The following is an 18,200-nucleotide window of genomic DNA, read 5'->3' on the forward strand; positions in this document are numbered from 1 at the left end:
ATTTGTTCGGGAAACCCAATGCTGAGCATTTTGTCCTCAATACTCGGACCGCATCGCGCCGTTTCGGTCTATGTGTTCCTGAAAACCTGGTGGCTGGCCATTACCGGGGCCATCGCCATGACTGCCATTGTTGCAGGATTGTTGTTGCTGAACGATGATGGCGCGCATGAACACCACTCGTTCCTGACTGTTACGGTTCTTTCTGCGTCGCCAATCAATGGCGATATCAAGAACGGCGTGATTGCATCGGTACGCTTGCCGGACGGTTCGGCAACTTCCATCACCTCGACGGAACGGCCAGTTGCGCAATCTGTCGGGACCAGCGCGTGCATCGAGAAACGTGTCTACGTTGAAAGCGGTGAACCCCGATATAGGTTCAAGCTGCCGCGATACTGCGCCGCTAGCTGAAAAGTAAAACCGCCCGGTCACATCGCCGGGCGGCTTTTTCGTTCAAATCATCTGGAACACTACACCCGCAACGATGGCCCCGCTGATGCCTAACCCCAGATAGGTGGCAAAGACGCGCGGCTTGACCAGTGACCAGACCGCCGCCATCGCCGGAATTGAACTGACGGCCCCGGCAACCATGAACGCCATGGCAGCGCCCGCTGTCATCCCCTGCTCCATCAGACCGGCCAATAGCGGCGGTGCGACGTAGGAGTTCAAGTAGGCGGGCATCCCGACCAATGCGGCGATGACGATGGGCGCCACACCCTCGCCCCCGACGACACGAGCGATCAGGTCTGCAGGGACATAGCTAACCAACAGCGCCTCAAGCACGTAAGCCAGCGCCAGCCATTTCAGCAGGAACAGGCCGTTCTGAACAAACTCAGAGCGGAACTTGGACCGACGTTCAGGTTCTTGCCAGAACTTCCAAACTGGTTTGTCGTCTGTCTTCGGCACGCTGCCGCAGCAGCCCGCAGGTTTGTATTCCCGCAGAGGCTCGGCAAAGGCACCGCTGCGCATCAGGGTGCGAACCGCAAAACCCCCGAAAAGACCTAGCGCAATCGCTGCAACAGCCTTGCCAATGGCAAAAGGCCAGCCCAGCGCACCTGCGGTGATCAACAGTGTTGGTGGATCGATCAAAGGCGAACTCAGCCAGAAGGCCATCACCGCCGACAAGGGCGCGCCCAGCGCCAGAAGCCCGGCGATAAAGGGAATCACCTCACACGAACAGAACGGAGCCAGTCCCCCGAACAGCGCGGCCAGAAAGATCATCCGCGTCTCGCGCCCTTCAAACGCGCGGGCGACCATAACTTCGGCCCCGGTTGCCTTGAGGTAGGACAGCAACAGAACGGCAAACAGGATGTATTGACCGGTATGCGCAAGCGCTTTTCCGGCAAACGCCACGACTTCGGTCCAGTTACCTGGGTCAAAGATTGCCACAAGCGCCAATATGACCACGATCAAAGCCCACGGCGTTTTGACTATGTCGATCAGATTCCTAGCCAAAGGCCTGGGGTTCTGTGTCAGTTCAGCCATCGTTCGCGACCTTTCCCACCTCATCCACGCAGCATTCACTGAGGATGAACTGCGCCAGATTTCTCAGTTCATCAAAACACGCCCGATTGATCGTACTGCGTCCGACTTTCTCTTGCTCTACAACACCACCCGCGGCCAAAAACCGAAGGTGGTGCGCCAGGGTCGAGGGCGCAATGCCCGTCCGAGACTGGATTTCTCCGACAGTCAGCCCCGTTTGCCCGGCGCGGACCAAAGTCTTCAGAACCTTCAGCCGAGCTTCGGACCCCATCGCCGAAAAGCCAGCAGCGGCTTCTTCCCACATCTGCCATCTCCATTAAACTAGATTTATAGTTATTTAGATCGATTCCCTTTATACGTCAACAGCAGGATTGCCGGTGCATTCTCTATTAGGTTCGGTCGCGCGATAAGTCCAGATTGCCACGACCTTAGGTCCAACCTATAAGGATGCAATGGGTATCTCGGTCGACACGTTTTTTCTGGAACGCAATGGGCAAGGCACGTTGCAAGCGCAGCTGCAGCAGTTGATCGCCGAGGGTATTCTGTCAGGGCGGTTTCATGTTGGTGAAAAGCTGCCCTCGTCCCGTAAACTTGCTGCTCATCTGGGTGTCAGCCGGATAACGGTCACCCTCGCCTATACCGAATTGCTGGCAAATGACTACCTTACTGCCAAGGGCCGGTCGGGATATTATGTTTCGGAAAATGCGCCCGTGCCGCCGACCTATACGCCAGTGCGGCGTGATACCGAGGTCGTCGACTGGGATCGAACCTTTGCGCGCAGATACTCGGATGGTGATGTGTTGGCAAAGCCCAAAAACTGGCGCGAATATCGCTATCCATTCATCTATGGTCAGGTCGACAGGAAACTGTTCGATCATGCAAACTGGCGTCTTTGCGCGGTTCGGGCCCTTGGGCACAAGGATTTCGACTCTCTGACCGGAGATCATGTCGATCAGGACGACCCTTTGCTGATCGAGTTCATCGCTCGCCACACACTGCCCCGTCGCGGGATCGTAGCAAGGCCCGAGGAAATCCTGATCACATTGGGCGCTCAGAACGCTCTTTGGCTGGCCTCGCGCATCTTGTTGAACAAAAACCGAAGGGCAGCCATCGAAAATCCTTGCTACTACGCCCTACGCGATCTTCTGAATCATTCGGAGTGCAAGCTTTCCTACCTGCAGGTCGACCGTGACGGGTTACTTCCGGAAACGATCCCTGACGATACCGACGTCATTTTTACCACCCCCAGCCATCAGTGCCCGACTACTGCGACCATGCCGGTCGATCGCCGACATGCGCTGCTGAGTCGTGCTCGTGAATTGGACGCCATGATCGTCGAGGATGACTATGAGTTCGAAATGTCATTCCTCGGGGCCCCATCACCCGCGCTTCGATCAATGGATCGGGACGGGCGGGTCATCTATGTAGGCAGTTTTTCCAAGTCGTTATTTCCGGGTCTGCGGCTGGGCTATATGGTCGGGTCCGAACCTTTTATCCGCGAAGCCCGGGCATTGCGATCATTGGTCCTACGACACCCGCCCGGTCACATACAGCGAACCGCAGCCTATTTTCTGTCGCTGGGCCACTATGATGCGCAGATCCGGCGTATGGCCAAAACGCTGCAACGCCGCCGCGAAACCATTGAAGAGGCCATCGGGCAATATGGCCTGACCGTGGCGGGGCGGGGCATGCTGGGCGGATCATCGATCTGGATGCAGGCACCGCCACGTGTCGACACCGCAAAACTGGCCAGAGACCTACAGCGCCAAAGTGTCCATATCGAACCTGGCGAGCCTTTCTTCTCGGGCGAGAACAGACCGAAAAACTACTACCGACTGGGATACTCTTCGATCTCGTCAGAGCGTATCGCGCCTGGCATCCAGCAAATAGCCGAGGCCATCCGTAGATCCTGAACTGTTCTGGACTTAAGCCGCCACCCGTTCTGGCCCTAACGCCACGGACACCTGTGCGCCAAAACCGACCAGAAACAGGGGCGCCAGACCCCGTGCCAGCCATCTATGATCGGAGATACGCAGATGAAGATGACCACCGAAGAAGCCTTTGTCAAAACTTTGCAGATGCATGGGATCGAACATGCGTTCGGTATCATCGGCTCGGCCATGATGCCCATTTCTGACATTTTTGAGAAAGCTGGTATCACTTTTTGGGATTGCGCGCATGAAGGTTCAGGCGGAATGATGGCCGATGGCTATACCCGCGCGACCGGAAAAATGTCGATGATGATCGCTCAGAACGGCCCCGGCATCACCAACTTTGTCACCGCTGTTAAAACTGCCTACTGGAACCACACTCCGCTGCTGCTGGTCACTCCGCAGGCCGCCAACAAGACCATGGGTCAGGGCGGTTTCCAGGAGATGGAGCAGATGCGCATGTTCGCGGACTGCGTTTGCTACCAGGAAGAAGTGCGCGACCCCAGCCGCATGGCCGAGGTTCTGAGCCGCGTGATCATGAACGCCAAGCGCGCATCGGCACCTGCGCAAATCAATGTCCCGCGTGACTTCTTTACTCAGGTTGTCGATATCGAACTGCCTGCTGTAGTTGAATTCGAACTGCCTTCGGGCGGCGCATCGGCAGTATCCGAAGCTGCAGCACTGCTGTCGAACGCAAAGAACCCCGTCATCCTGAACGGTGCTGGTACGGTTTTGTCGAAAGGCGGCATTGAAGCTTCGAAAGCACTAGCCGAGCGTCTGGATGCCCCGGTTTGCGTTGGCTACCAGCACAACGACGCCTTCCCCGGATCGCACCCGCTGTTCGCTGGCCCGCTTGGCTACAACGGCTCGAAAGCCGGTATGCAGTTGATCAAGGAAGCCGACGTGGTTCTGTGCCTCGGTACCCGTCTGAACCCCTTCTCGACCCTGCCGGGCTACGGAATGGAATACTGGCCTGCAGACGCGAAGATCATTCAGGTCGACATCAACCCCGACCGTATCGGCCTGACCAAGAAGGTCTCGGTTGGTATCGTGGGTGATGCAGCAACTGTTGCTACTAACATCCTGAACCAACTGTCTGATACAGCTGGTGACGAAGGTCGTGATGCGCGCAAGGCGAAGATCGCTGAAACCAAGTCGCGCTGGGCGCAAGAGCTGACTTCGATGGATCACGAGCAAGACGATCCGGGCACCACCTGGAACGAACGCGCCCGCGCTGACAAGCCCGATTGGTTGAGCCCGCGCAAAGCATGGCGTGCGATCCAGTCCGCCCTGCCGAAAGAGGCAATCATTTCGTCCGATATCGGCAACAACTGTGCCATTGGTAACGCCTATCCATCGTTTGAAGAAGGCCGCAAGTATCTGGCCCCCGGCCTGTTTGGCCCCTGCGGCTATGGCCTGCCGTCAGTAATCGGTGCCAAAATTGGCTGCCCGGATGTTCCGGTTGTTGGTTTCTCGGGCGACGGTGCCTTCGGCATCGCGGTCACTGAACTGACTGCGATCGGTCGCGAAGAATGGCCCGCCGTCACTCAGGTTGTGTTCCGCAACTATCAGTGGGGTGCGGAAAAGCGCAACTCGACGCTCTGGTTCGATGACAACTTCGTCGGCACCGAACTGGACACCAAGGTATCTTATGCAGGTATCGCAGAGGCCTGCGGCCTGAAAGGCGTCGTGGCCCGTACCATGGACGAACTGACCGCCGCGCTGAGCCAGGCGGTCGAAGATCAGAAGAACGGCATCACCACCCTGATCGAAGCAATGATCAACCAGGAACTGGGTGAGCCCTTCCGTCGCGACGCGATGAAGAATCCGGTTGAGGTTGCCGGTATCGACGCAAGCGACATGCGTCCGCAGCAAGTTTGATCGCTGTCAAAAACATAAGCCGGACCGGGTTTAGCCGGTCCGCGCACCCAAATACTGAAGGAAAAGGGCGATTGCGCTCTCTTCCTTTGAACGGTTGAGCCCGGCCTCATTCCGCTCCAGTGTGCTCAACACGATCAAGTACCAAGGCGAACCGCCACAGGGAGAGTAAGCGTGAACCAACAACCGGACCTCAACCTATCGCCACCGGTATCGGACGAGATTCGCCGCACCACCTGCTACATGTGTGCCTGCCGCTGCGGTATCAACGTGCACATGAAGGATGGAAAGGTCGCCTATATCGAAGGCAATCGGGATCATCCGGTGAACAAAGGTGTTCTCTGCGCCAAGGGCAGTGCGGGGATCATGCAGGTGAATGCACCTTCACGGCTGCGTGCACCGCTGAAACGGGTCGGCCCACGTGGTTCGGGCGAATTCGAAGAGATCAGCTGGGACGAAGCACTTGATATCGCCGTTGGCTGGCTGAAGCCAATACGCGAGGACAACCCCGAAAAACTGGCTTTTTTCACCGGACGCGACCAAAGCCAAAGCTTCACCAGCTTCTGGGCGCAAAACTTCGGCACCTGCAACTACGCAGCCCATGGCGGGTTCTGCTCGGTCAACATGGCGGCGGGCGGCATCTATACGATGGGCGGCGCGTTCTGGGAGTTCGGCCAGCCCGACTGGGATCATACCAAACTGTTCATGCTGTTCGGCGTGGCCGAAGATCACGACAGCAACCCGATCAAGATGGGTATCGGCAAGATCAAGGCGCGCGGCGCGCGGGTGATTGGCGTGAACCCCATTCGCTCGGGCTATAATGCGGTCGCTGATGATTGGGTCGGCATCACGCCCGGCACCGATGGGTTGTTCATCCTGTCGATGATCCACGTCCTGATGAAGGCGGGCAAGATCGACCTGGACTACCTCAGCCGGTACACCAATGCTCCGGTTCTGGTGGATGCGTCAGAAGGGCCCGGTAAGGGTCTGTTCCTGCGGGATGCGGACGGCAAGCCGCTGGTCATCGATCGTAAAACCGGCAAGTTGACCGCATTTGACAAGCCCGGCGTTCGCCCTGACCTGTCGGCAACTTATGAAAAGGACGGCATTACCCATCGTCCGGTGTTCCACCTGATGGCCGAGAAGTACCTCAGCGAAGACTACGCGCCAGAGAACATTGCCGATCAATGCGGCATCCCCGCCAGTCGCATCCGCGCCATCGCAGGCGAACTGGCCCGCGTGGCCTTTGACGAAGCGTTTGAACTGGATCATGAATGGACCGACTTCCGCGGTGAGAAACACACCAAGATGATCGGTCGCCCGGTCGCGATGCACTCGATGCGCGGTGTGTCAGCCCATGCCAACGGTTTCCAGACCTGCCGCGCGCTGCATGTTCTGCAGATCATTCTCGGCACGGTCGAGGTTCCCGGTGGGTTCCGCTTCAAGCCGCCCTATCCCAAACCGGTCGAAGCGCACCCAACCCCCCACTGCAAGGTCACCCCTAACTCACCCCTGGACGGGCCGCATCTTGGCTTTGTTCAAGGCCCCGAGCATCTGGCGCTGAAAGACGACGGCAGCCCGGCCCGGATCGACAAGGCCTTCACTTGGGACAACCCTATGTCCAGCCACGGCCTGATGCATATGGTGATCTCGAACGCCCATGCGGGTGATCCCTACAAAATCGACACGCTGTTCATGTACATGGCGAACATGTCATGGAACTCGTCCATGAACACCAAGGGTGTCATGGGGATGCTGACGGACAAGGATGAAAGCGGCGAATACGTCATTCCACACATCATCTATTCCGATGCCTACAGCTCGGAAATGGTGGCCTATGCCGACCTGATCCTGCCTGATACCACATATCTGGAGCGCCACGATTGTATCTCGCTTCTGGACCGCCCGATTTGCGAGGCCGAGGCGGCAGCAGATGCGATCCGCTGGCCGGTGATCGAACCCGACCGCGACGTGCGCGGGTTTCAATCCGTCCTGATCGATCTGGCAAACCGTCTGGATTTGCCGGGGTTCACCAAGGAAGACGGCAGCGCCAAGTGGCAGGACTATGCGGATTACATCGTCAACCATGAACGCAAACCCGGTATTGGCCCCCTCGCCGGGTTCCGCGGCGAAAACGGCGACAAGGTAGGCCGTGGAGAGGTCAACCCCGATCAGTTGAACCGCTACATCGAAAACGGCGGTTTCTACGTGTCCCATATTCCGTCGGGTGCGGACTACTATAAACCCTGGAACACCGCCTATCAGGACTGGGCCGTGGGCATGGGCATCTATGACAGCCCGCAGCCCTATTTGTTCCAGCTCTATTCCGAGCCGATGCGCAAATTCCAGCTGGCCGCCGAAGGGCATGGTGAACGGCAACCACCTGAACACCTGCGCCAGCGCATCAAAGATACAATGGATCCGCTTCCGATCTGGTACGACACAGACCAGACCGGCAACGAAGGCTTCACCGTCAACGCACTAACCCAACGCCCAATGGCGATGTATCACAGCTGGGGCACTCAGAACGCTTGGCTGCGCCAGTTGCACGGGCGCAATCCGCTTTATGTCCCGACCAAGCTGATGCGCGAACACGGGCTGGAAGATGGCGATTGGGCCAAAGTCAGCTCTCCGCATGGTGCGATCACAGTGCCCGTCATGGAAATGGCCGCGCTGAACGACAACACGGTCTGGACCTGGAACGCCATTGGCAAACGCAAGGGCGCATGGGCCTTGCAGGAAGATGCACCTGAAGCCACCAAGGGCTTCCTGCTGAATCATCTTATCCACGAGCTGTTGCCTCCAAAAGGCGACGGCCTGCGTTGGGCCAACTCTGATCCGATCACCGGTCAGGCCGCATGGTTTGATCTGAAGGTTAAGATCGAAAAGGCCGCACCGCCGATCGATAGCGAAAGCCAGCCCGAGTTCCCCGCGATCAAATCTCCTGTTGGCAAAGGTCCGAAAGATCTGGCTTGGAAGGTGGGCAAATGACCCGATCGGCGCTTCATTTGGCCAAAAATATCCCGGGGAGGGCGAGGGGCTGGCCCCTCGCTCCTGCCCTCACCATGAAATCGAAGGCAAGGCAGTCATGACCCAACTTCCCGAATCCACCGACCGCAAGATGGGTCTGGTCATTGACCTTGACACTTGCGTCGGCTGCCACGCGTGCGTGATTTCGTGCAAAGGCTGGAACACCGAAAACTACGGTGCTCCGCTGTCGGATCAGGACGCCTATGGAGCCGACCCCTCGGGCACTTTCCTGAACCGTGTACATTCCTACGAGGTGCAGCCTGCCGAAGGGCACGCCCAGCTGATCCACTTCCCCAAATCCTGCCTGCATTGCGAGGATGCCCCCTGCGTCACCGTCTGCCCGACCGGTGCCAGCTACAAGCGGGTCGAGGATGGGATCGTTCTGGTCAATGAAAGCGATTGTATCGGCTGCGGACTTTGCGCGTGGTCTTGCCCTTATGGCGCCCGCGAGATGGACGCGACCGAGGGCGTAATGAAGAAATGCACGCTGTGCGTGGACCGCATCTATAATGAAAACCTGCCTGAAGTGGATCGTGTGCCCTCTTGCGTTCGCACCTGCCCTGCAGGCGCACGTCACTTTGGTGACCTGGGTGATCCTACCAGCGACGTCAGCATACTGGTTGCTGAACGCGGCGGTATGGACCTGATGCCTGAACTGGGCACAAAACCCGTGAACAAATATCTGCCGCCCCGGCCCAAGGACCAAATTGAGGAACAGATCGACATTCTGGCCCCACTTTTGGCGCCCATCGCCGAAGAGCCTAAGAGTTTTCTAGGTTGGCTCGACAAGACACTGGAGAAGCTCTGATGCACCCAGCCCCTTCAGTAATCGTTTTCACCACCCTATCCGGCCTCGGCTTTGGTCTATTGTTCTTTTTGGGGCTCGGGGTGCCTGACGTCTCGGGCTGGGTTGCATTTGTGTTCTTCGCAATAGCGTTTGGCCTGTCGGTTGGCGGGTTGATGGCCTCGACCTTCCACCTCAGCCACCCCGAACGCGCGTTGAAAGCGTTCACACAATGGAGATCAAGCTGGTTGAGTCGTGAGGGCTGTTGCGCAGTTCTTGCCCTAATTTCTATGGGGCTATATGCGATTGGCATTATCTTTCTGGGCCAGCGCTGGGGCTTCTTCGGCATCCTTGGATCAATTCTGTCGTTGGCAACCGTATTCACGACATCAATGATCTACACACAACTCAGGACAATCCCACGCTGGAACATGAAACTGACGCCTATCCTGTTCCTCAGCTTTAGCCTCGCGGGTGGCGCATTGCTGGCGGGTCAGACCCGGATCGCGATGCCATTGCTGTTGGTCGCAGCGCTGGTGCAAATTCTGTATTGGCGGCAAGGTGACAAGGCGTTTGCAGACTCTGGCACCGATCTGGGAACCGCAACGGGGCTTGGTGACCTCGGAACCGTGCGTGCGTTCGAGCCGCCACATACCGGAACAAACTACCTGCTGCGCGAGTTTGTCCATGTGGTCGGGCGCAAGCACGCCGAAAAGCTACGGTTGATTTCGTTTGTACTGGCCTTTTTCCTGCCCATCGCCCTGTTGCTGATCCCGTTCAGCCATTTCTTTGCGTTGCTGGCGGTCCTGTCGCATCTGGCCGGTGTAGCGACGTCGCGCTGGTTGTTCTTCGCACAGGCCGAACATGTAGTCGGGTTATACTACGGCAAGCGCTGAAAAGGGGGCGCTGCCCCCGCCGCGGCAAGCCGCGACTCCCCCGAGATATTTAAGGCCAGATGAAGTTTGGGTCCCAGAATTCAAAGGGCGGCGTTCGAATTCCGAAGCCGCCCATTTTCTTTGAGTTCATTGAAACAGGTTCAGATCAGTCCAGCATGTACCATCGCTGAGTCGATGGCAGCTTTGGTGCTGTCATCCAACTCGGTCAGGGGTGAACGCACCTCAGTGCTGCACATGCCAAGTTTGCTGAGGGCGTATTTCGCGCCAACCAAACCGGGCTCAATAAAGATCGCTTCGTGAAGTGGCATCAAGCGATCCTGATAGTCCAGCGCCTTCGCATAATCACCAGCCAGCATTGCCTGCTGAAATTCCGCGCAAAGTTTCGGAGCCACATTCGCCGTAACCGAGATGCAGCCGACACCGCCATGCGCATTGAAGCCTAGCGCGGTCGCGTCTTCCCCGGACAGCTGACAGAAATCGGTGCCACAGCTTGCACGTTGCTGGCTAACGCGCGCCAGATCACCTGTGGCGTCTTTGACACCGATAATGCGCGGCAACTTCGCCAGCTCACCCATCGTTGCGGGTGTCATGTCTACGACCGAGCGCCCCGGGATATTGTAGATGATGATCGGAATATCGGCACAATCATGTAGGGCGCGGAAATGCGAGAACAGCCCTTTCTGGGATGGCTTGTTGTAGTATGGCGTCACCACAAGCGCCGCGTCCGCACCTACCTTTTGAGCGAATCGCACAAACCGGATCGCCTCGACCGTGTTGTTGGATCCTGCACCGGCAATGACTGGAACCCGCCCTGCGGATGTCTTGACGACCTGTTCCACGACGATCTCGTGCTCTTCATGACTAAGCGTTGGGCTTTCACCCGTGGTCCCAACAGGGACCAACCCCGTCGAGCCCTGCTGAATCTGCCACTCCACCAGATGTTTGAGCGTATCCAGGTCCAACTCGCCGTTGCTGAACGGGGTAACGAGTGCCGGCATAGACCCTGTGAACATGGGTGCGCTCCTTCGAGGTGCAGATTGCAGTTTTTACGTCGCGGCCGCCGACAATCGTGGGTTTGTGAGTTGATCCCGGCAGCGCAAGCCTTATCCTGAATGGCTCTATCCTTGGTTGGTCAGGAAATGCAAGGGATGACACGCTTTCTAACCCTGTTGATGTCGGTGATTGTGATTTCGGCGCTTACGCTTCAGCCTGTGCGGGCGGATGCGACCGGGAATCTGCGCGCCGGGCTTGATACCATGCGCAAAGGTGACTGGAATCAAGCGCTGAAAGTAGCCGGCACGCGCGGTTCAGTGGCACGAGACATCATCGTGTGGCACTGGCTGCGTGAGGGCTTTGGCAGTTCGGGGGATGTGCTCGTATTTCTGGAGCGCCGTCCGGATTGGCCCGGATTGGCCTGGTTGCGCCGCAAGAGCGAGCCCTCTTTTACCGGGGCCGATCCTGAGCGAGTTCTGAAATTCTATGCCGGGATGCCTCCGCAAACAGCTGAAGGTGCGTTGAATTATGCCGTAGCCTTAAAGAGCAATGGTCGGAACGGTGATGCTGAAGCCGATATCGTGGCCGCATGGCGAACGATGCCAATGGGGTCAGGCCTGCAAAAGGATTACCTGGAGAATTTCGGAAGCCTGCTGAAACCACATCACGCGGCGCGGTTGGACCGGATGCTGTGGGACGGGCATCTGGTTAGTGCGGGTCGAATGCTCCCTCTGATCGATACCGACTATCGCAAGCTGGCCGAGGCACGCATTGCCCTGCAAAAACGCGAGGACGGTGTGGATGGCAAGGTTGCCGCCGTGCCAGAATCACAGGCAAAGGACCCCGGTCTGGCCTTTGATCGGTTTGTCTGGCGTGATCGAAAGGAACTGGACGACAGCGCAATCGACCTGATGCTGGCACGCTCGACCGGGCCAAAGTCGCTGGGTGAACCCGACAAATGGGCAGAAGGACGGCGCAGGCTGGCGCGGCTTGAGATGCGAATGGGCGATGCGGAACGTGCCTATGCGATCGCTGCCAATCACCACATGACACCTGAAATGGGCTATGGGTATGCCGATCTGGAGTGGCTTTCCGGGTTTCTTGCCCTGCGTAAGTTGAACGATCCGGACACCGCGGTGCGTCATTTCCAGAATTTCTCGGGCGCGGTGCAATCACCTATTTCGAAAGGGCGCGGCGGATATTGGCTGGGCCGCGCCTATGCAGCGCAAGGGGACGCAGACAAAGCGCATGAGGCCTATGCAGAAGGGGCGAACCATCAAACTTCGTTCTACGGGTTGCTGGCAGCCGAGCAGATCGGTCGCCCATTTGACAGCGAGCTGGCCAACCCGCGTCGTGCGCCCCATTGGAAACAGGCTGAATTCGCTGACTCCAGCGTGTTAGAGGCTGGATTGCTGTTGCAGCGCGCGGGTGAGGATAACTTGTCGGAACGGTTCCTGACCCATCTGGTCGAGAGCCTTGATCAGACACAAGCTGCACAACTGGGCGATCTGGCGCTTGAACTCAATGAGCCGCATCTGGCGGTGATGATCGCCAAACGCGCGGCGACAACGGGCACCGTCCTGCCCGCCGCCTATTATCCTGTCCACCCGGTTGCCGACATTGGCTTGCCAATGGCCAAAGAGATGACACTGGCCATTGCCCGGCGTGAAAGTGAGTTTGATCCAGTCGTCATCAGCGGTGCAGGCGCACGGGGATTGATGCAGGTTATGCCAGCCACCGCCAAGCTGGTGGCGACGGATCTGGGCATTTTGGGTGGCCACAAAACCGCGCGACTGACCTCGGACTGGCAGTATAACGCGAAACTGGGGGCGAACTATCTTGCGACACTGGCTGAGGATTTCAACGGAAACGTTGTGATGATGGCTGCCGGATACAATGCCGGACCCAGGCGTCCGATCTCGTGGATGGAACGCTATGGCGACCCACGCACAGGCGCGGTGGATGTGATCGACTGGATTGAGACCATCCCCTTCAAAGAAACGCGCAACTATGTGATGCGTGTTGCCGAAAGCCTGCCGGTCTACCGCGCGCGGTTGGGGCAGCCTGCTTTGCCGGTGCCTTTCTCGCAAGAATTGGTCGGCTCAACCCTTGCGTCGTTCGCGCCATAAGGTGAACAGGCCCGCCGCAATCACCAAAGCTACGCCCAGAACGACCGCCGGGCGCAGTGCCTCATCGAAGATGGTGATGCCCAGAATTGCGCTCCACATCAGGTGGAAATAGGCAAAGGGTTGCACCGCGCTGGCCTCGGCCATCTCATAGCACTTGATCAGCAGCCAGTGCCCCAGCACGCCGGTGATGCAGAGCAGACCCATCCAAAGCCAGTCGCTGCTTATCATGGGTTCCCAGAACCATACACCAACAGCCGTCATCGCGACCGCACCCGCCACGCCGGTCCAGAAGAAACTGGTCGCAGTGCTGTCTTCCCGCGCGACATATCGCGTGAGCAACCCGTAGACGGCGAACATCAGCGCCGAGATCAGCGGGATAACCGCCCATGGGTTAAACACCCCCACACCAGGCTGAAGGATGATCAATACGCCGATACAGCCAACACCGATGGCCGCCCAACGCCGCCAGCCGACTTTCTCGCCCAGAACCGGCCCGCTAAGGGCGGCGATCAGCAGTGGGTAGCAGATGAACACGGCCTGACTTTCGATCAGCCCGAGGATGGTGAAGCTGAAAACAGCGACACAAATCTCAGCAGCCAGCAAAAGGCCGCGAAAGATCTGCAGCCCAAGCTGGCGGGTCTGCGCCGCCACCCGCAACCCTCCCGGTGATCTTGCTGCCACGGCGATCACGAAGACGGCAAAGAACCAGTACCGGATCATCACAACCATATAGGTGTTGTAGGTGCCCGCCAGATGGCGCGAGATTCCGTCCTGCAATGCGAACACAATCGTCGCTCCGACCATCAGCGCGATACCGGCATTGATGTTGTTCTTCTGGCTCATGGCTTCACTGCCCGAGTCATGTGCCGCTTGCGGCCAAAGCCCGGGCTGCGGGTCACGTTGAACCCCGCATCGGACAACCCCCGACGCACGAAACCGGCGGCGGTATACGTCGCCGCAGTGCCGCCTTTGACCGTGTGATCTGCCACGTGCTGCATCAGGTCCGAACCCCACAATTCGGGGTTCTTTGCGGGCGAGAATCCATCCAGAAACCATGCATCTGCTGCACCATCCCATGTAGGCAATGTCTGACGCGCATCACCTGTAATGACCTCAAGATGCAACGTGTCCAGCAAACATTTCTGACCAGCCCAGACACTCAGAAAGCGGTCTGCCCATGGCGACAGTTCAGGGAACGCCGCCAAAGCGCGCGCCATATCGTCTGAAGCCATCGGATAGGCCTCGAAGCTGGTGAAGTGCAGCGGGGTTGCCTGCCCCGAGGTCTCCCACTCTGACCAGACGGTCAACAGGTTCAGACCAGTGCCAAAACCCAACTCGGCGATACAAAATCCCGGCGCAAAACGGTCAGGCAGATCATTGCCTTCTAGAAACACATGCCGTGTTTCATCCAGCCCGTTCTGTAGCGAATAATAGGGATCATCAAATCGATCCGAGACCGGAATATGATCATCCGTCCAGGTCAGTTTGGCGCGCTGGTCTGCCATCGGGGAATCCTGTAGCTAAGCGGCGCGACACTGAACAAGGAAAAGGGGATTGGCAATGGTCGATGTGACGGTGCGCGGCGCAGGGATTTTTGGCCTGTCCATCGCCTGGACCTGCGCAAGGCGCGGCGCAAAGGTCCAGATCGTCGATCCCTTCGGCCCCGGAGCGGGGTCCAGCGGTGGATTGGTTGGTGCGCTCGCCCCACACGTGCCCGAAAACTGGAATGCCAAAAAAGCGTTTCAATTCGAAAGCCTGATCATGGCCAAACCGTTCTGGACACAGGTCGAGGCGACAGGCGGTGTATCACCCGGCTACGCGCGGCTTGGACGTTTGCAGCCCATTGCGGACGCGCGAGGGCTGGAGCTGGCCCGAGCACGGGAACAGACGGCGGCAACTCTCTGGCAGGGACAGGCTGATTGGATCGTCAGGGCTGTGGATCAGATTGGCGCATGGTGTCCGCCCAGCCCCACGGGATTTGTCATCCACGATACGCTGAGTGCGCGCATGCATCCCCGGCGCGCCTGTGCAGCATTGGTGGCAGCACTTGCAGTGATGGGGATAGAGGTTACCACCGATGCGCCCGATATAGGGCAGGTCATTCACGCCACGGGGCTTGCGGGGCTGCAAGAGCTCAGCACCGCGTTTGGCAAGACGGTCGGAAATGGCGTCAAAGGGCAGGCAGCCTTGCTGCGCTTTGATGCAGGCACCGTTCCACAACTGTTTGCCGATGCCGTCCACATCGTGCCTCATGCCGACGGAACGCTGGCTATCGGATCGACCTCAGAACGAGAGTATGACGATCCGAGCAGCACAGATTCTGCTTTGGACGATGTGCTGGATCGGGCCATGCGGGCAGTGCCGGTACTGCACGGGGCCGAGGTGATTGAACGCTGGGCTGGTATCCGCCCTCGCAGTAAAAGCCGTGCGCCAATGCTGGGCGCGCATCCGTTGCACAAAGGGCAGTTCATCGCCAATGGTGGTTTCAAGATCGGGTTCGGTATGGCCCCGAAGGTGGCCGAGGTCATGGCCGATCTGGTTCTCGACGGGCGCGACGTGATCCCCGAGGATTTCCACCCAAAGGCTTCGCTGTAATGCGTCAACGCAAAATTGGCCATCCGGGCTTTGAACACTCCAAACAAAATGGTGTGTAGCCAGGAGATTAGAACCCGGCTTCGGTTCGCAATTTTTGCATCAGGGCCTTCAGCGTGTGTTCATAACGATCATTCGATAACCGCCCGTCGGCATCGAATTCATTCGAACTGTCCGCCAGATGAATTTCAGGCCCCTGTAGAATGCGCGGCTGGAACGGAACCATGAAAGAACGCAGGATCATCTGAGCCCGCTCACCCCCAGCGCGCCCGGCAGCAGCAGACATTACCGCCACGGGTTTATCCATCCACGGCTTAACACTGGTCCGGCTGACCCAGTCTAATGCGTTCTTCAAAACGCCCGATGGCCCCTTGTTGTATTCCGGGGTCGAAATAACCACAGCATGGGCCTGCGCGATCTGATCTGCCAACAGTTGAACCATTTCGGGAACACCCACGTCAGCTTCGTGATCACCGTCATAAAGCGGCAGATTCAGATCAGCCTCGATGAATGTGCCCGGCTCGAACAGACGCGCGGCTTCACGTAGCAGTTTGCGATTGGTCGCACCTTTTCGCAACGAGCCAGAAAGACCAAGAAGGATCGGTTCGGACATGGGGAAACTCCGCTGTGGTGTTTCCCTTAATTAGCCCGAGATACCCCTGAACCAAAGCCCAGGTGACGCGCAGTCACTGTGCGTGAAATGCGTCGTCAGGCGTTGCCGCTGGGAATAACCACAATTTCAACGCGCCGGTTCTGGGCTTTGCCTTCTGGCGTCAAGTTCGACGCGATCGGGTTGTTTTCACCCTGCCCCACCGTGGTGATACGGGAATAGCTGACGCCGTTGGCCTGCAAAATATCGGCCACGGAATTCGCCCGGCGTTCAGACAGGCCAAAGTTGTATGACGCTTCTCCATCACTGTCCGTATGGCCGATGATCTGGACGTTCGAGTTCGGATAGTTGACCAGGTTCTGCCCAACTTTTACCAGATCGGCACGCAGGGCTGGACGTACGGTGGAACTGTCAGTGTCAAATGTGATGTCATTCGGGACCGTAACGATCAGGCGATCACCCGCGTTGACGATTGTAATGCCGTCATTGGCCAACTGTTGCCGCAGCTCTGCCGCTTGCCGATCAAGTTGGTTGCCGATCACACCACCGCCCGCGGCACCGATGGCGCCACCGGCCAGTGCACCCAACAACGGATCCGAGTCATTTGCGATTGCACCCACACCAGCGCCGATCAAACCACCCAGTAATGCGCCTTGCTTGGCATTCTGGTTTGGGTCGTTCTGCACGGTGAGAGTACCGGGATCGGTGCACGCCCCCAGAAACAGCGCCGAACACAACCCGGCTGTCAGTACACATTTGGAAATCGTCATGGAATCACCTTCTGCTCACGTACCCGTTCGCCGGGCTTGCTTCGTTCCGTGCAGTATAACATGGTGAGAACAAAGAGCCTCAAGCAACAATTGAGTGAGATAGGCAAATACCTGCCGCTCAGGCAGCCCCTGCCGTGTCAGCCCAAGTATTCTGCTCTTGCCAGATTGCGCGCAAGGGCTCTCCCTGCCCGCAAAATGAATCCTCGGTCAGTTCACAGGCCCATATCCGATCAGTGCGAAAGTGGCGAAACCCATTCCTTAGCTCGCACCATGCTGCAAGCAAAGTGCATTCTATGTGATAGATCAGGGCAACGGGCCGCACGGTGCGTTCGGTACGCTCGTCATTCGAATTCACGTAAGTGATGCGTATTTTTTGTTCGGCCCGGATCGCTTCGCGATAGTTCACCACAGGTATGCACCCTTTCTCAGGGTCGTCCAATGGCGCGCCCCAGGGTGCAACCTGAAGCCAGTTGGCAGGCGCACGCAAAGCTTCAATCTTGCGGCACACGCGGTCAGCCGCCTGCTGCAGAGTACGGTCCCCAGTACGAGCCAGCATTGAAAGGCCAACCCACAGGGCCTCAACCTCTTCAGCGTCAAAGTTCAGCGGCGGCAAATCATACCCGCGCCGCATCAGATACCCGACACCGGCCTCACCTTCGATCGGCGTACGCTGGGCCTGCAAAGCAGCAATATCGCGATAGACAGTACGTACCGAGACTTCGAGCTTGGTCGCCAGCGCTTCGGCCGTCATGGGGGCCTCTGCAGCACGCAGAATCTGAATGATTTCAAACAGGCGGGTCGAACGGCGCATCCGTGTCTCCTTGTGATCTGCTGACAGCTTAGCACACCCCACTGACAAGGTGGTGTCAGGAGCGTTGGACGAAGATTGGTCAATCACTAATCAGGAGATTGACCATGCCTTATCTCGACAATCACGTCATGATGACATTGAAGCTGGATCGCTGGTCCCAGGATCACGTTCTGCGCGGCTTCGAGATTGAGCGTGAACGCGCAGCGGCCCGTGAGCGGCACGCTGTACGCCCCGCCAAACGGGCCAGACGAATTTCTCTGGGCAACCTGAAAATGCTGTGGACTAGCAACGCCTAGT

17 protein-coding genes are annotated in these 18,200 nt (G+C 58.0%); 9 read left to right on the forward strand and 8 right to left on the reverse strand.

The features are described 5' to 3' along the window. Positions 1-18 precede the first annotated feature (18 nt). Positions 19-408, forward strand: coding sequence for a hypothetical protein (locus Q1B46_RS12015; RefSeq protein WP_299948236.1), 390 nt, complete (start codon positions 19-21; stop codon positions 406-408). A 42-nt stretch (positions 409-450) separates the two neighbouring features. Here Q1B46_RS12015 and Q1B46_RS12020 read toward each other — a convergent pair whose 3' ends face one another. Together Q1B46_RS12020 and Q1B46_RS12025 are read right to left on the reverse strand one after the other, a co-directional pair. Continuing rightward, positions 451-1,482, reverse strand: a complete 1,032-nt coding sequence (locus tag Q1B46_RS12020) for a permease (RefSeq protein ID WP_299948237.1) — start codon at positions 1,480-1,482, stop codon at positions 451-453. Then, the gene (locus tag Q1B46_RS12025) at positions 1,475-1,783 is read right to left on the reverse strand and encodes a winged helix-turn-helix domain-containing protein (protein ID WP_299948239.1); all 309 of its coding nucleotides are present in this window, start codon (positions 1,781-1,783) and stop codon (positions 1,475-1,477) included. The genes Q1B46_RS12020 and Q1B46_RS12025 overlap by 8 nt, the downstream gene beginning before the upstream one ends. A gap of 148 nt (positions 1,784-1,931) precedes the next feature. Between Q1B46_RS12025 and Q1B46_RS12030 the strand changes: the two genes are divergently transcribed. The 5 genes from Q1B46_RS12030 (at position 1,932) to Q1B46_RS12050 (ending at position 9,998) form a co-directional block, all read left to right on the forward strand. After that, positions 1,932-3,392: a PLP-dependent aminotransferase family protein gene (locus tag Q1B46_RS12030; RefSeq protein ID WP_299948241.1), complete on the forward strand. Its 1,461-nt coding sequence runs from the start codon at positions 1,932-1,934 to the stop codon at positions 3,390-3,392. A gap of 123 nt (positions 3,393-3,515) precedes the next feature. Then, positions 3,516-5,291 (forward strand): sulfoacetaldehyde acetyltransferase, encoded by a 1,776-nt coding sequence (gene xsc / locus Q1B46_RS12035; RefSeq protein WP_299664252.1) that lies wholly within the window; start codon positions 3,516-3,518, stop codon positions 5,289-5,291. A 171-nt stretch (positions 5,292-5,462) separates the two neighbouring features. Beyond that, a complete protein-coding gene (locus tag Q1B46_RS12040; protein ID WP_299948243.1) occupies positions 5,463-8,279 on the forward strand; it encodes a molybdopterin oxidoreductase family protein in 2,817 nt (938 codons plus the stop codon). Between the two features lie 97 nt (positions 8,280-8,376). Further along, a complete protein-coding gene (locus tag Q1B46_RS12045) occupies positions 8,377-9,126 on the forward strand; it encodes a 4Fe-4S dicluster domain-containing protein (protein ID WP_299948245.1) in 750 nt (249 codons plus the stop codon). Then, positions 9,126-9,998 carry a DmsC/YnfH family molybdoenzyme membrane anchor subunit gene (locus tag Q1B46_RS12050; protein WP_299948247.1) on the forward strand — a complete coding sequence of 291 codons (873 nt, stop codon included), beginning with the start codon at positions 9,126-9,128 and terminating at the stop codon, positions 9,996-9,998. Before Q1B46_RS12045 ends, Q1B46_RS12050 begins: the two co-directional genes overlap by 1 nt. Positions 9,999-10,138: 140 nt before the next feature. On the opposite strand, the gene dapA is transcribed toward Q1B46_RS12050, so the two are convergent. Beyond that, a complete protein-coding gene (gene dapA / locus Q1B46_RS12055; RefSeq protein ID WP_299948249.1) occupies positions 10,139-11,011 on the reverse strand; it encodes a 4-hydroxy-tetrahydrodipicolinate synthase in 873 nt (290 codons plus the stop codon). A gap of 135 nt (positions 11,012-11,146) precedes the next feature. Here dapA and Q1B46_RS12060 point away from each other — a divergent pair, with 135 nt between their 5' ends. Further along, positions 11,147-13,120 carry a transglycosylase SLT domain-containing protein gene (locus Q1B46_RS12060; protein ID WP_299948251.1) on the forward strand — a complete coding sequence of 658 codons (1,974 nt, stop codon included), beginning with the start codon at positions 11,147-11,149 and terminating at the stop codon, positions 13,118-13,120. Here the strand turns inward: Q1B46_RS12060 and Q1B46_RS12065 are convergent. Next, complete coding sequence (locus tag Q1B46_RS12065) at positions 13,094-13,963, reverse strand: DMT family transporter (RefSeq protein WP_299948253.1); 870 nt, start codon at positions 13,961-13,963, stop codon at positions 13,094-13,096. The two genes, Q1B46_RS12060 and Q1B46_RS12065, sit on opposite strands and share 27 nt — an antisense overlap. Then, entirely contained in the window at positions 13,960-14,625 is a 666-nt protein-coding gene (gene mnmD / locus Q1B46_RS12070) for a tRNA (5-methylaminomethyl-2-thiouridine)(34)-methyltransferase MnmD (protein ID WP_299948255.1), read from the reverse strand. The genes Q1B46_RS12065 and mnmD overlap by 4 nt, the downstream gene beginning before the upstream one ends. 55 nt (positions 14,626-14,680) lie before the next feature. Between mnmD and Q1B46_RS12075 the strand changes: the two genes are divergently transcribed. Then, on the forward strand, positions 14,681-15,715 hold the full coding sequence (locus Q1B46_RS12075) for an FAD-dependent oxidoreductase (RefSeq protein ID WP_299948257.1): 1,035 nt from the start codon (positions 14,681-14,683) through the stop codon (positions 15,713-15,715). Positions 15,716-15,782: 67 nt separating this feature from the next. Here Q1B46_RS12075 and Q1B46_RS12080 read toward each other — a convergent pair whose 3' ends face one another. The 3 genes from Q1B46_RS12080 to Q1B46_RS12090 form a co-directional block, all read right to left on the reverse strand. After that, positions 15,783-16,325 (reverse strand): NAD(P)H-dependent oxidoreductase, encoded by a 543-nt coding sequence (locus Q1B46_RS12080; protein ID WP_299948259.1) that lies wholly within the window; start codon positions 16,323-16,325, stop codon positions 15,783-15,785. A gap of 95 nt (positions 16,326-16,420) precedes the next feature. Next, entirely contained in the window at positions 16,421-17,092 is a 672-nt protein-coding gene (locus Q1B46_RS12085) for an OmpA family protein (RefSeq protein WP_299948262.1), read from the reverse strand. 118 nt (positions 17,093-17,210) lie between these two features. After that, positions 17,211-17,903 carry a YafY family protein gene (locus Q1B46_RS12090; protein ID WP_299948264.1) on the reverse strand — a complete coding sequence of 231 codons (693 nt, stop codon included), beginning with the start codon at positions 17,901-17,903 and terminating at the stop codon, positions 17,211-17,213. Positions 17,904-18,007: 104 nt separating this feature from the next. On the opposite strand from Q1B46_RS12090, the gene Q1B46_RS12095 reads away from it, so the two are divergent. Then, complete coding sequence (locus tag Q1B46_RS12095; protein ID WP_299948266.1) at positions 18,008-18,199, forward strand: hypothetical protein; 192 nt, start codon at positions 18,008-18,010, stop codon at positions 18,197-18,199. Position 18,200: the final 1 nt, after the last annotated feature.

The sequence above is a fragment of the uncultured Ruegeria sp. genome (assembly GCF_947500045.1).
Lineage (GTDB): Bacteria > Pseudomonadota > Alphaproteobacteria > Rhodobacterales > Rhodobacteraceae > Ruegeria.